The organism is Paenibacillus sp. BC26 (assembly GCF_900116125.1).
Lineage (GTDB): Bacteria > Bacillota > Bacilli > Paenibacillales > Paenibacillaceae > Paenibacillus_Z > Paenibacillus_Z lignilyticus.
On the sequence record NZ_FPAD01000002.1, the window covers coordinates 644,223 to 659,032 of the forward strand.

9 protein-coding genes are annotated in these 14,810 nt (G+C 53.6%); 1 reads left to right on the forward strand and 8 read right to left on the reverse strand.

Annotation, left to right across the window (positions count from 1 at the left end; all coding sequences use genetic code 11):
* Positions 1 to 11: 11 nt before the first annotated feature.
* Positions 12 to 2,096 (reverse strand): glycoside hydrolase family 43 protein, encoded by a 2,085-nt coding sequence (locus BM412_RS19155; RefSeq protein ID WP_091221875.1) that lies wholly within the window; start codon positions 2,094 to 2,096, stop codon positions 12 to 14.
* Positions 2,097 to 2,386: 290 nt separating this feature from the next.
* Between BM412_RS19155 and BM412_RS19160 the strand changes: the two genes are divergently transcribed.
* Positions 2,387 to 2,881, forward strand: coding sequence for a pyridoxamine 5'-phosphate oxidase family protein (locus tag BM412_RS19160; protein ID WP_091221878.1), 495 nt, complete (start codon positions 2,387 to 2,389; stop codon positions 2,879 to 2,881).
* A 333-nt stretch (positions 2,882 to 3,214) separates the two neighbouring features.
* On the opposite strand, the gene BM412_RS19165 is transcribed toward BM412_RS19160, so the two are convergent.
* The 7 genes from BM412_RS19165 to BM412_RS19195 form a co-directional block, all read right to left on the reverse strand.
* On the reverse strand, positions 3,215 to 5,107 hold the full coding sequence (locus tag BM412_RS19165) for a heparinase II/III domain-containing protein (protein WP_091221883.1): 1,893 nt from the start codon (positions 5,105 to 5,107) through the stop codon (positions 3,215 to 3,217).
* A gap of 76 nt (positions 5,108 to 5,183) precedes the next feature.
* Entirely contained in the window at positions 5,184 to 6,071 is an 888-nt protein-coding gene (locus tag BM412_RS19170) for a carbohydrate ABC transporter permease (protein ID WP_091221886.1), read from the reverse strand.
* 21 nt (positions 6,072 to 6,092) lie between these two features.
* A complete protein-coding gene (locus BM412_RS19175) occupies positions 6,093 to 6,992 on the reverse strand; it encodes an ABC transporter permease (RefSeq protein ID WP_256256450.1) in 900 nt (299 codons plus the stop codon).
* Positions 6,993 to 7,064: 72 nt separating this feature from the next.
* Positions 7,065 to 8,846: a type 2 periplasmic-binding domain-containing protein gene (locus tag BM412_RS19180; protein ID WP_091221889.1), complete on the reverse strand. Its 1,782-nt coding sequence runs from the start codon at positions 8,844 to 8,846 to the stop codon at positions 7,065 to 7,067.
* 110 nt (positions 8,847 to 8,956) lie between these two features.
* Positions 8,957 to 10,633, reverse strand: a complete 1,677-nt coding sequence (locus BM412_RS19185; protein WP_177245926.1) for a response regulator — start codon at positions 10,631 to 10,633, stop codon at positions 8,957 to 8,959.
* 4 nt (positions 10,634 to 10,637) lie between these two features.
* A complete protein-coding gene (locus tag BM412_RS19190; protein ID WP_091221895.1) occupies positions 10,638 to 12,440 on the reverse strand; it encodes a sensor histidine kinase in 1,803 nt (600 codons plus the stop codon).
* 183 nt (positions 12,441 to 12,623) lie between these two features.
* Complete coding sequence (locus tag BM412_RS19195) at positions 12,624 to 14,777, reverse strand: alpha-amylase family protein (protein WP_091221897.1); 2,154 nt, start codon at positions 14,775 to 14,777, stop codon at positions 12,624 to 12,626.
* Positions 14,778 to 14,810: the final 33 nt, after the last annotated feature.

A 14,810-nucleotide genomic window follows, 5' to 3' on the forward strand; every position in this document is an offset into this window, starting at 1 on the left:
CAGCAAATGTATTAGGCAAGCTCGGTAATCTCGATTCCTGAAAGCTGTGCCTTTACTGAGAATCCGAAGCCCAGCTTCTTTCCGCTGCCGCTCTCCCCTTGATATATCAGATACTCGTCCAACAGAATAACGCATTTTGTCCGGGTCTGGCGCAGTTGAAGCGTATGCACGTCTCTAAAATCAAAGCATGCAGGCAGTTCTGCCTGCAGCAATACCTGACCGTTCGCACCCTCCACCTTAACTTCATGTTTCGCGCGGTCCAGCTTAAATGTACATTCCCGGCCGAGCAAACGGTTTGGCGTCTCTGACAGACACAGCTGGAACATGCCTGCCGAACCGCCATCCTCGAATTGGAGGTCAACACTGAACTGAAACTGCTTGCCGAGCAGCTCCTCTTCCATCCATAACAACGATGGTGAATCGGAGGCTGAGCAGTATAAAACACCTTCTTTGAGATGCCATGTGGCGGCATTATCTTCTTCCTCGTCCGTCTGAAGCATGCCGATGAAAGCTTCCATGGTTTTCGCGTTCAATTGCACATGCGGCGTGACGGCAACTCCGGCGAACTTCGCACGGGTGTAATGAGTAACCAGCCCTATACGTCCGGATGATACGGGGAACCGTCTTGTCAGCGCGGGCACATCATCCACGAGCACCTCAATTAGCTGCCCCACCTTGCTGATCGTAAGCTTATGGAACACCGAGTAGCAGAATTTCGGATCCAGCTTGGCCCGAACTGGTTCATCCTTCAAACCGTTCACCACCGAGAAAACGCTCAGTTCCTTCTTTCCCACATCCAGCAGCACTTGTGTATGATTGCGCAAATCGGTATAGCCGATATACGCGCCGTACAACCCGCCCATATGGTTGGCTTCCCACTTGAGGTTCAGCTCATATACAAAGTGATTAAACGAATCCGTTGACAGCGCCGTCCCGATTCCTACTAGACTATCCTGCAGCGCTTCGTAACCGCATGCCGACCAAACTCCTGAATCGATCCTCCATCCCGTGGACAAGCTCTCCACTTGTGATGTTTCGAACAGATCGCGGAATACAGGCATCGCCGGCGCATCCTGCGTTGTATGCGAAGGACCTGGCACCCACATCCTATCGCCCTTCCATAAGAGCGGATCGATCCGCATCTGGCGCTGCTCCTTATGGGGGATCAGCTGTTGACGGTTGTCCCGTCCGTGGTAAACGATCCAATCATCCACATTATTCGGGGCCTTTATTACGGAATGGTGACCGACGCCTTCAACATCGTCATTGCGGCGCATCAGCGGTTCGTATACGTGCTCGCTCGGAACCTTTCTCCACTCTCTCCCGGAAATGCCGCTGCCTTTGTCAGCGGTCATCGAATATCCGATGAAATAATAGGGCTTGGTAAAAGCATTACCGCTATACATGACGTACCCGAACCCCCGACGGTTCAGATAGCATGCGCCTTCGATCGTATGCCAGTTTCGGCCATCGCCAAACCGGTTCTCTTCGTAGATTTCCTCATCGAGCGTCGGTTTGACGACAAGCTCGGGCTTGCCCTCAGGCGTGAGAGGATCAAGCAGGCGATCAACGAGAATGACCGTTCCTGGACGGTCCTTATCGATGCCCATCGTATTGTTGTCCGAGTAGAACAGGAACAAGCGCCCTTGATCGTCCTTTACGACATGCGCATCGATGGTAAAGGTGTCGTATAAAGTCTTGACATAGGTATAAGGCCCTTCCGGACGGTCAGATGTCGCAACGAGCAGGTACTCGTAATGAGGATCGGTTTCGCCGAGGGCAACTGAGGATACATACATATAGAACACACCGTTAAGGTATATGACAGCAGGCGCCCAATAGCTCTCGCGATCAGGCAGCGAGAAGGCATACCCCAGCTGCTCCCAGTCGACGAGATTGGAGGAACGCATAACCGGCACGCCAGATCCTCCGGTAGCAAAACAATAGTACAACCCGTTGTGCTTCAATACATACGGATCGGGATGAACCGAGGCGCGAGCTCCGGCCGCTTCGGCACCTTTATACAGTGGATTCTCGTAAACTCCGGCATGCCCGGATAACGGTAGTCCCGTTGTCAATTTGCTTAATTGCTTCATGAATTTCCCATCCTTTCCTTATGCACTGCATACGAAAAAAAACGCAGCGTTCATTTCTCCCATCGAGGAGCTATTCCCTCCGAACCGATACCGGAAATAACACTCTTTCTTTATAGAAGCGAACGGGAGAAAGGCTGGCAGAATCCGATATGTTCAAAGTGTATACGATATTATCAACTTTGAGTAGAGCGAGGTTCTTCAGTGCGGATAATTGAATAAAGAGCAATATCGCTTGGCAAAAATAAAAAGCAGTCTAATGAATATGCGACATAATGAAAGGTGGCCTGAAGATGGAGCCAACTGCAAACAGCCAAGAAGCGACAGAAATAGTACGTGAATTAATCAAAGACATTGACATCGCGATGTTAACAACGGTATCGGAGGAAGGGTTGGTTTCCCGTCCCATGAAAACCCAGGAAGTCGAGTTTGACGGCAACCTTTGGTTTCTAACGAAAAAGAATACCGGAAAGTTCGAAGAACTGCTCCATAATCGGCAGGTCAACGTTTCCTATGCGGGAAAATCATTCGTCTCTATTCGAGGCGAAGCAGAACTCGTGGACAGTACCGAGAAAATAAAAGAACTTTGGAGTCCGGCATACGAGAAACTGCTGGAGTCAACCTATGACGATCCAAATCTCGTGCTAATTAAGGTAGTAGCCGAAACCGCCGAGTATTGGGATACTGGCAACAAGTTTAAGTTGACGAAGTTCCTGTTCAGTAGACTATTAGGCGGAAATACTGAAGGTACGGATATCAATCAGATCGTGAAATTAAACCATGCGTAATTTGCTTCAAACACGATTTAGGCGCTATTAATGCTTATAGGGAAAGAGGGTAGTAAATACGACATCCAGCAGTGGCCATCAAGGTGCAACCGGAATCGACGCATAACGAAGAATAAAAAAGCAGCAGTCAGTTGCAAAGGCTGGCTACTTCATCTTTAGCAACTGATCTGTTGGCAAAAAAAGGACTTTCTTCTCCATCTATGATGGGATGAAAGTCCTCTTTTTTACGTATGGGAAGGAACCCATTCTAAGATCAGCAGCCTTCATTTGCAGCGTGCCATTAGCAGTCGTGGAATAGCGACATCGAGAGCGGCCGCGATAGGCACGATCGGATCAGCCGCGATCGAGCGAGACGGCGATCGTTCTCTCGCCGGCAGCGACCGGCTGCCGTTCCTCCAGCACGATGCGATACATGCGGTCGCCCCAGTTTCTTCTCAGTCGGCTTTCCATGTCATCGATCTGCTCGATTCGCGCGCGAAGATGCTCGGCGTCGTAGCGGATGACCGCCTGTTTGCCCGGCGCATAAGTCAGCAGGATCTCGCCGCTGCCCTCGCCTCCGATTATAGGCTCGCAAGGTGTAATTAGCGAGTGGAACATCTCCGCCGGAGCGCCGTCCTTCATCGTAAATACGTCGCCAATCGTCACAGAGGGGACGCCGTCCCGATCCAGCCGAACCGTACGCTCCCAAGCCGCGATCCCTGCTTCCTCCGGATAAGCATCGGCAATATCCATTCGCAGCTCGGAGCGGCCGCCTTGCTGTGAGTATTCCGCATTGCGCGCCTTGTACCTCCCGCCTTCATGCTGCAGTACCCCACGCACCGTCGGCAGGTTATGGTACTGCGATTGCAAATACCAAAGCTCATAGCGCCGCGCGCTGAACGTCTGCGCCTTGTACTCCTCGGTGCCCAGATCGACGAGCAGCGGATAGCCGTCGGCGAACACGAGGAAGCTGCCGACGTCGTTATGGTTATGCGCCTCCCCGTTGTTGCCGCCTTTGGCCGCGACGTATAAGCCTTGCTCGGTGCCTTCCTGCTCCCTTGCGGTCATCACTTGGGTAACGCCGAACCAGGCATCCCGCATATAAGGCGCCTTCCATTCTTGCGCGAGCCTCTCCTTCTCGACGAACAAATCGCGCGTATAGGCATAAAGGTTAAACCAAATTCGCGTGCTCGGATCGCCGCTTGGCGGCATGCTGGCCCCGAGACGGACGAGCGACTCATCCCCCGCGCTAACGCCGTAGCGATATACGCCCCCGCCTCCCGGATTCGCCTTTGCATCGCAATCGGCGAAAGCGACGTAATAATCGCCATGAATGTGTACTTTGGGCATATAAGCGCCAATATCCTTAATGATCTGCTCCCCGAAAATGTCGAAACGTCCCTGTGACGCCAGCGACAGCATCTCCAGACATTCATAAAGGCCGCCCGCCGCCGCGATCCAATATGACGGTCCTTCATCGCAGCAGCCGTCTGCGGGATAAGTCGCGATGAACGCGTCGAGGCTTCGCAGCACCTTGGCGATTCCCGCGCTTCTGACCTCCGGATCCTCCTCGATGAGCAGGAATCCTGCCAGCACCGGGCCGTTGCACCACGGATTCCAGTTGTTGATCCGCTCGCCGGGCGTGAAGCCTTGCCACCAGTAATCGTCGTGTTCAAGGTAAGGCGTCAACACCCGCTCCTTCGTCTCCCGGACGATACGCTCGTTAATTCGCGGGCTGATCGCGTCGAACTTGCTACCAAGCAAATAGCGGGTCCATAGGAGAAGCCGCGCCGTTTCCACAGATGACAGCTCGACTCCGTATTCCGTACTGCTCGGGATGCTCTCTTGCTTATCGAATTCCTTCCAGTGGCTGCGATGGCCAGGAGGCACCCAGGTCGTCTCCTCGCAGATGGCGAAAATCCCGTTTAAAATTTGATCCATGTATTTGCTTTCGCCTTCCATGCATTCGGCGACGACGAGAATGCCGAGCACGCTTCTCCGTTCGAAGTAGGCGAGACTGAGGCGCGACAAGTCGCCGCTCGTCCAATAGGCGCGATAGTCCGATACCTTAAGTGCCGGCCACCCATATTCCGCATAACGGTCCGCTTGCCGCAGCCAGCTCTCTCTTTTCTCAGCGGAGATCGATCCCCAGCCTTCGCGGTCTTCCGCCTTCGGAAAAGGCGCGTAAGGCCCTTCTCCGAAGCCAAGCTCCTCAAGTCTTGACGAGCCGTAACGTTCATTTAACATCCTTCAATCTCCTCCCCTTCTTGAATAAAGAAAACCGCCCTGCTCCGAAGAAAAGGACGGCTTACCTGGCAACGCCTTACTCCTTGACGCTTCCAAGCGTCATGCCGCTCATGAAATACCGCTGCAGGAACGGATAGACGCACAGCACCGGCACCATGCCGAGGAAAATTTGGGCCGCGCGCACCGAGCGATCGTTCAACTGCGATAACAATAGAATCATCGCAGGGTCGGATATGGTAGACATATCCATCCGGACGACAATGGTCTGCAAGTAGCTGGCAAGCGGATAGTGGATCGGATCGTTCATATAGATGAGCCCGTGGAACCATTCGTTCCAATGCGTGACGATCGCGAACAGCGTTACCGTTGCGATCGACGGCATCGAGAGCGGCACGATAATGCGCCAGAGCGTCTGCCAATGTCCGGCGCCGTCGATGAACGCCGACTCCGACAGCTCCTTCGGCAAGCCCCTGAAGAAGTTGAGCATCAGAATGACATTGAATACCGGCAGCGCCCCTGGAAGGACAAGCGCCCATATGCTGTCTATCAAATGCAATTCCCGTACGACCATATAGGATGGAATTAATCCGCCGTAGAACAACATCGTGAAGACGAAAATCCAGGCATATCCCGTCCGGAACTTCAAGTTCGCCGCTTCCTTGGACAGCGGATAGGCCGTGAGGATCGTTAACAGCATGTTAATGGCGACGCCAAGCGCCACGCGCTGCGCCGATATGCCCATCGAGATCAGAAACTCATCCTTCCTCGCGACGAATTCGTAAGCCTTCATCGTGAAGTCGACCGGCCATAAGGTCACTTTGCCCGCTTCGATCGCGGCGGCCGAGCTTAAGGAAACGGAGAAGACGTTAACCAAAGGCAGTAGACAGATAAGAGACAAGACCACAAGCACCGTATAGTTGAAACCTACGAACAGCTTGCGACTCCATGTATAGGGTTGAATCATGACTAACCTCCTTGCCGCTTATCAGAAGATGCGATAATTCGCGAAACGGTAAGCCGCGATATAAGACAACGAGATGAGGATGAGCGAGATCACCGACTTGAACAGTCCAACGGCGGTCGCCACTCCATATTGGGCACTGGCCAGTCCGATCCGATATACGTAAGTGTCGAGAATGTCGCCGGTTGAATAGACGGCCGGACTGTACAGGTTGTAGACTTGGTCGAAGCCGGCGTTCAGAACGTTGCCGAGCGCGAGCGTTGTTAGCAAAATCGTGACCGGAAAGATCGCGGGAATCGTTACGTGAAGCGTTTGTTTCCATCGGTCAGCCCCATCCAGGACAGCGGCTTCATACAGCGAAGGATTGACCGCGGTGATGGCGGCCAGGTAAACGACCGTTCCGAACCCGAATTCCTTCAATACGTCTGTTCCCGCCAGCACGTAAGGGAACCACTTATCGTTGCCAAGGAAGAACACTTTATCAAACCCCAGCCACGCGAGAAATTGATTCATGATCCCGGACGTCGGAGAGAGCACATCCAGCAAGATACCGGCCATAATGACCCAAGATAGAAAGTGCGGCATATAAATGATCGTTTGGACGGAGCGCTTGAAGTACTTGATCCGGATCTCGTTCAGTAGAAGCGCGGTTATGAGCGGCGCGAACAGTCCGCCGACGATTTTCATGAATCCGATGAATACCGTATTCCTTAGAACATCCCTTGTTTCGGACAAGTGGTAGATATACTTGAAATGTTCGAATCCGACCCACTCGGAGTGAAAGATCCCTTTAACCGGAATAAAATTCTCGAATGCGATAACGATGCCGACCATCGGGCCGTAGCTGAATATCAACGCAGCCATCAGACCCGGAACGAGCATCAGATGCAGCGGCCATTCCAATCTCCAATTTCTGCGGCTCAATCGATTCCCCTCCTGCCATGATACAAAGAAAGGGTAGCGGCTAGCGGTTAGCCCCTACCCCCCTCATACGTCTTATCGAATCTGACCGCTTGCGTTGACTTCGTCGAGAATCTCCTGACCGCCGGATTTCAGCCAGTTTGCCGCCCACTCGTCGAAGTAATCGAGCGGCTTGGAGCCCATGATGATGGAGGTGATCATCTTGACTTCTTCGTCGCGAAGCGAAGGACCTTTGGCGATCATCGTCGTCGTCGGATTGCCTACGTATGCCGATTGGAAGACCTGGTTGTTGTCGCTGTACTGGCCAAGGAGGCTGAATACCCCGTCAGCAGACCAAAGTTTGTTCGCAGCCCACATGGTTTTGTCGCCGGCTTCGAATTTGGCCACCTGATCGTAATATTGCTTCTGTTCGTCGTTCAGCGTGGATGTGTCGCCGGATTGCTTAGCTGCTTGAACCGCGGCAGCCGCTTTCGGGTTGTTGCCCGGCATGCCTCCGCGTACCGGAGAAAGACCGAAGACGCCGAAGTCCTTGCCGTCTACCGTAACCGTGTGGTAATTTTTGTCGAAGTTTCCGTAGAGCTTTTCAATATACGTGTTCAACATCAAGATAGGAGCTTCCGGATGTTCGGCCTTCTTGCTTACGACATAGAAGTGCGAAGGCAATCCGGTCATGCTTTGCGAGAGCGCCGGCTGATCATCGGATGATACGAGCGGATAGATGCCCCAATCCGAGCCGGGAACGTCATTGTACATATTATTGATTGGCCAAGTCGGCACCCAGAACGCGCCGAACGTCATGCCGACTTTGCCGGATGTGACGAGCTCCGCGGACTTCATGCCGTCGATGACGCTGAATTCCGGATAGATCGCGCCTTGCTTGAACAGGTCGGCCAGCTTGCCGAGAGCGGTCTTCACTTCCGGCTGCGTGTCTGCCCACTGTGCCTTGCCGTCCGCGCCTTTAATAAAATTCAGACTCGTGGCCGAGCCCTTGGTCGGATTAAACGGATAGGCGTGGTAGCCGTTGAAGAAGCCGTCAAGACCGGACCAGCCATTGAATAGATTCAAGTCGAGGCTTAATCCGTACGTATCGTTCTTGCCGTTCTTGTCCGGATCCTTCTTCGTGAACGCCAAGGCGATATTAACGACATCCTCCATCGTCTTCGGTGCTTCAAGCCCCACATTGGCCAGCCAGTCTTTGCGAATATAGATGAGCTGAGTATCGGTGATATCTCCGCCGTCTGACGGAATACCCATGAGTTTGCCGTCCGCCGTTGTTGCCGCTTTGAGCCTCACGCCGTTGTTGGCTTCCATCGAGCCCTTCGTCATATCGGAAGCGTACGTGTTATAGGCATCGGTCAAATCGGCGATCGTGCCGGCTTCTACGAGAATCTGGAACTGCTGAGCGTCGACTTCCATGAAGTCCGGCATATCGCCGGATGCCATCGTTACGGCAACCTTGTTCTGATACTGCTCGGCGTTTACTTTCCATGCGTTCTTCAATTGAATGCCAAGATCTTCTTGGAACGTCTTGACCCAAATGTTGGAATCGTAGTCGTCGCCGGGCGGCAGCTCCGCGGCCGAACTGACAGCGCGCACCGTCGTGACTTCGATCGGCGGATCGTATTTGCCGGTTGGGCCGGTTGGAGTGGTTGCTGCCGGGCTTGCGTTTGCATTAGTGCTTGCATTGTTGCTTGCATTGTTGCTTGCGGTTGCGTTTGGCGTACTGTTCGCGTTCGAAGCTTTGTTGCCGTTGTTGTTGTCGCTACATGCTGTGACAGTAATCATGATAAGTAGTAATGAAAGTATGGCCGAGCCTTTCACTTTCGATTTTGCTTTCGCTTTCGTATTTGTCGACATCAGCTGCTTTCCCCCCTAAATTCTGCATCAAAATGTGCTACGCTTTCATTATGCAGTCAGAAAGGCGCCAAGAATATAATAAAGGAATTACATTCCTTATCCTTTTATATCTATTTCAGCGAATCACGGTATTCCTGAGGGGTCAACAAGGTTGCTTTTTTGAATAAACGGGTGAAATAGGACGGCGAATCGTATCCGATCCGCATGCCGACTTCATGAATTTTAAGCGCGCTCTCGCCGAGCAGCCGCTTCGCTCTATCGACTCTCGTCCTCGTGATATAGTCGCTGATGTTATGCCCCGTCTTCTGTTTATACAATCTGGAGAGGTAAAAAGGCGTCAAGTAGACGTGCTCAGCCAGACGGTTCAGCGTCAGATCCCCGTCGATGTTCTTCTCCACGTACCGATGAATCTGCTCCACGACCTCGCTCGTCTCTTGCTCGTTTCCACCATCCATGCGTTCGAACAACAAATCCGCCAGCTCGCGGAAGAAGTCGGAAGCTTCCCTCCACGAACGATGCTCCCGGATCGAGAACAGCTTGCCCGAGATGGCCTGTCCGTCGGCTGCACCCAGCGCCTCGAACCGATTCAAATGCGGGATGAAGATCGCGGCAAGCTCGTAGTACACCTCGAGCGGCAAGCCCGCCTCCAGCGTCGCCGACTCGCCTACGGCTTCCGAAATCCCGTCGAACAGCAGCTCGAATTTCGCCCGTTCCTTCTGCATCAAGTATTGGTCGAGCAGCCGGATGCGCTTGACCTTGCTTCGCGCTTCCTCGTCTCCGCTTGACTTCGCCCGGTCGTCCGACAGCAGCATCTGGCTGCCGAGTCCAAGCCCGCGGCCGAACAACTGCGACAGCCGCTCGTATTTAGGCGCAAGCATGTCCCATTCGAACGGCTCGCCGGAGACGACGAAGGAACACGTGAGCTTCAAGTAATGGCTGCAGGCGGTTTGCACGGATTCGAGCATCCCAAGCAAGTAAGCGTGCAGGGCGGCTTCCGGATTGGGATCCGAAGCGGAGCCTGCGCGCAGCTGCGGTTTACCGGCAATTGCCTGACGATACCCCGACTCCGTCTTCGGCTGCAGCAGCCAAATCAGCCGTTCGTGATCGCCTCTGAAGTACGTCAATTCAAATTCATGCGCGAAAAATTCTTCGAAGATGTTATTGATCGAATAGGCGAACAGCACTTTATCGCCTCCCGTCGCATCCTCGCGCCACCGGTCGATCCGGCCAACGGCCATGACGACCGGCAATTCGGGATCGAGCGGCACTTCGAACTGCGCGAACCGCTCTTTCCGGACGGCGAACGAAGAAGCCTCCCCTTCCAGCAGACCGGACAAATACTCCTTGCGCAGCGCCGGCAGGGCCAGCTTAAGCGACGAACGAGCGCTCTCGATCAGTCCTTCGTAGGTCACTTCCTCGTCAATGACGCGGATGGCTTTCTCGACCGAGGAGATGATCGGATCGTCTCCTTCCGTCTTCAGGACGTAATCGATCGCTCCCCCGCGGATCGACGACTGGATATAATCGAACTCGTTATAACCGGTTAGGAAAATCGACTTGCAGCGCGGCCAGAGACGCAGCACCTCCTTCTGCAGCTCGATGCCGTTCATCTCCGGCATCTCGATATCCGTCAGCAAAATGTCGATGCGCAGCTTCCTCGCGATCGCTGATGCTTCCATGCCATCAAACGCCTGATAGACCTCCAATGGATATTCGGACTGCAAGAATAGCTCGCTTAAACCTTCGACGATAATCGGCTCGTCGTCCACGATCAACAGACGGTACATGCTGTCACTCTCCTCTCGCGTCATTGGTATTTAAGGGTTCAGCAGTTTTGCTCAGGGACTGGGGCATCGGCAGCTTCAGCGTCGCTTTCATGCCACCCATTTCGCCGCGGGCGACGGAAACGCCGAACTCGCTGCCAAACCGAATGATCAAGCGGCGGTGAACGTTCAGCATGCCGGTGTACTCCATATCGGCTCTCTGATTCACTAGATTCGCTTCGATCGACTGTAAGTCGGCGTTCGTCAGCTTCTCTCCGTTATCCTCGACCGACATGAGCAATTTGCCATCTTGCTCGATCATCGTCACGGCTATTCTGCCGTCCCTGCGCTTGGTCTCGAGCCCGTATTGGTACGCGTTCTCGATGAACGGCTGCAGGATGAGCCGCGGAACGCGCATGTCGCCGCAACCTGCGGGCAGTTCGCCGAACTCCACGGTAATGCGGCTCTTGGCGAAGCGGATATTCTGAATTTCCACATAGGTGCGAGAGTGTTTAATCTCCGCTTCGAGCGGCACATCGTCGGAACCGTTGCGAGTAATATACTGAAAGTATTCGCCGAGGTGCTGGCTGAACTGGATGACGCTGTCATTATCGTTCATCTTCGCCAAGCGGTATAGAATAAAGTAAGTGTTGTACAAGAAGTGCGGATTGATCTGCGACTGCAGCTGCTTCAGCTCCGATGTCTGGGCGCGCAGCTTCTGCTCGTAGACTTCATGAATCAGCACCTTCAGATTGTCCGTCATCATATTGAACCGTTGGAACAAGTAGAGGAACTCATCGCGTGTCTTCGGCAGCGGAATCGGCTCCATCATCCCCGCCTCCACCTTGCGGAATCCGGTGATCATCCGATGCAGAGGCTTGCGAATGAGCTGATACAGCCAGTAAGAGTAAGCGACGATAAAGATGAGCGAGACGAACGACAACAGCCATAGCAGCATTCGGTATTTGTCGATCGGCCCGAGCATTTCGGCCGCAGGCACGTAGGCGATCAAATAGTAGCCGAACGTAGGCGAGCGCTTATAGGCGACAAAATAGGAGCTGTTTCCAGCCGAGATTTGCTTATAATCTTCGTCGGCGCTTCCCTCGGGACGGTTTTTCAAGTAATTCGAAAGTTCTTTCGTGAGTTCTTCGTCCGATTGGTTGCCCAAGATCCAGCCGTTCTTCGGATCGACCAGCATGGCCCCCGAATTCTTGTAGTCGGAGAAGTTATGCAGCGACTGCTTCATCATCTCCTGGTTGATCTCGATCGAGAGGGCGAAGGTTTCCTTCATATTCGGCAGATCGGAGCCCGGATAGGCGATCGCCATGAACAGCCGGTCTTTCCAGAAGTAATGGCCGACGCCCCGAAGTTTGGATACGGTAGCGACTGCCTCATAGTCGGGATTAATCGTGTCGCTGATCGTTTCGTCGCTCGATATCGTTCGCTTCAGCGTCAGAATATGAGCGTTTACGGTCTTGATGTAGAGGCTCGAGTTCTTGATCAGCTGCAGTTTTTCCTGAATCCGCTGCACCGTTTCCGTCCATACGCCGATCGTCATCGTATTGCTGATAAATGTGGCATGCTGGATATCTTTGTCAAGCGCGTATTGCTGCAGCAGCCCCATCATCCGCTCATTTTCGACCTCGAGCGAGTTGAGGTAGAAATCGACCTTCGACTTGAGCGATTTCGACAATTCCTCGCGGACGCTCTTCTCGCCCAGCTGGTTCATCCCGAGACCGATACCGTAGATCGGAACGACCACAAGCAGGAACGCAATGATCAGCTTCGGAAATATCGTCATTTTCCACTGTGGTTTCCGAAAAATTTTCATTTCGAGCCGTTTCTCCTCTCCGATGTCGAACAATCGTATGATAGTAAATCAGTCCCATCACCTAATTATAAAGCGCTTTCGACAGGAATACGACCATATATCTCCAACTCCAAGCGTTCGACTCTTCCGGAAAACACATGGCAAAGGGGCTGCCGCATGGCCAGCCCCTTTCGATTCATATATTTATTTTCGTATTAAAAGAACGCCGACGATCTCATTCAGGTCCATCTCGCTCATGCATAAAGTCACTTTTCCGCTATCATCGGAAGTCGAAACCTTTGTCGTTTCGCCCTCAGAGGTATGACGGAATTCAATAACGGCTTCGAAAGCTCCCTCAATGGTAAGAGTGCCAGGCGCAAACGGGATACAGGCCAGCTCCGAGCAATGTAAGATATCCTTATCGTCTTGTGCGATAAGCGCCCAGTCCCCCTTGAATCGGATACCGGACACTTGCGGAAAAACCTTCTCGTCGCCTGACGCATGTCGTAATGCGAGGGCGGTTATCCGGTCTGGGCCCGCATGCGATTCCACCCGACCCCATGACCGGATGGCCGGCTCGCGGCTCACATCTCCGAAATCGGCATCCAGCCATAATGGCGTCCATCCGCTTCCGCTCCTGCGCCACTTCTCGAGCGCAAGCCAGCGGAGCCGCTGCGAGGCGGTCATCGCTTTGCCGGTACGATCGGTAGCTCCGAGCGTCAAGCCGTTGGTGCCGACAACGGCCGTGTTGAGCAAAATCCGCTCCAACGTGTCCCAATAATAGCCTGTCGACGCATTGATCAACATGCCGCGGCGCGCCGCGAGTGCCGACCACATGCAGCGCTGATTGTGCCCGAGAGCCTCGTATTCAGCGCTGTCTCCAGCGTCTCCCAGATCATCGATATTGATTACGTCGAAATAATCGTGAAGCAGCGGATGCAGCCCATAATAAATAATCGTGATATCCGGCTTTGCTTCCTTAGCCGCGTCCGTGATGATCTTGAGCAGTTCCGTGCAAAGTCGTTCTCCCCGGAATTCCGGTCGACGCGGCACGCTTACGTCCGGTCCCGGCAAGCCATAGCCGAAGTCCAACTTCAACGCTACGGGATTCAACCGGCTCACGATCGACCTGGTCCGTTCCGTTAGAAACGACCTGGTCCGCTCCGAGCTGGGATCCAAGCAATAATGATAAGACTGGCCGTATATCGGATCGCCCGACCAGCGCCAGAGCCTCGGCTTCCCGTCCGCTCCGCAGAGCAGATCCTTATCGGTCAGACCGAACTCCTCAGGCCGGTCAATCCAGCCGATAGACTGCCATACCGCAATTTCGAAGCCTTCTTCCTGCATGTGCGCAAGATCTCGGTCAAACTCCGGAAACCGGTTATAGTCCGGAATTCCGCTGCTGTCGCAAGTCTCCCAATACTCGTCGAGTACGATCATATCGGCAGGAGCCGATCGGGAAATCCGTTCGGTAATGGCCCGCAGATTAAACTGCCCTTCCTTAAAATCGCCCCATGTGCATACAAACGATTTCGCATGAATGGACGATTTCGGAGCGTTGACCGGAAAGGTTTGATACAGCCGGTCGTAGGCATCGAATCCATTCGCTCCCCAGGCAAGTCTGAGCGGCTCGCTCCAGCTACGATTGAGCAGGTCAGGTGCTTTCCACAAATCCTCCCTGTATAAATACTGCATACAAGCGGTGGCGGACTTTAACTGCAACGATAGCGCCGCATCCGGGATCTCTCCGGGTCCGAACGACATCCATCCGTCACCGCCTCCCATCGCCGCGGCATACAGCGGCCTCGGGTAAGCAGCCGCATACGACGTACCCATCGCATCGCCAAAGCTGCCGAGAGGCAGCAGGGCATCGCCCATATCAAAAAAACGCCAAAAGCTGCGCGTCGGATTCGAACCTGCGCACGGCAGGCAGTACCCTTCCGCCTTCCAGTTCGGCCAGAAAGGCTTGGTCAGCGATGGCGCGGCCCTGCGCTGCATGTCCGTCATAAGCTTCGTTCCGAAATAAAGTGCCACGATAGAGGCCGGCCGATGCCATACCACTTCCAGACCGGCAAATCGGATTCCCCATGCTTCGGCAATCACCTGAAGGGAACCTCTGCCAAACTCGCCGAATTCAAGCGCGATCTGATAGCTAGAATCCGAAAAAGCTGACACATTCGAGGCAATCGCATCCGTATAAGAAGTCAATCCGGTTTCATCCGCCAACTCGAAAGAAGGAAGCAGACTTCCTTGCCACACGATGCGGCCGTCCCGTTCAAGTACGGCCTGATCCTTATCGGTTTTCCAACAAAACGACATCTGCTCTGCAGCGACTTGAACGTCCGGTAATTGTTTCACTTTATCCTCCCATTTCGTAACGCGTACGTATTT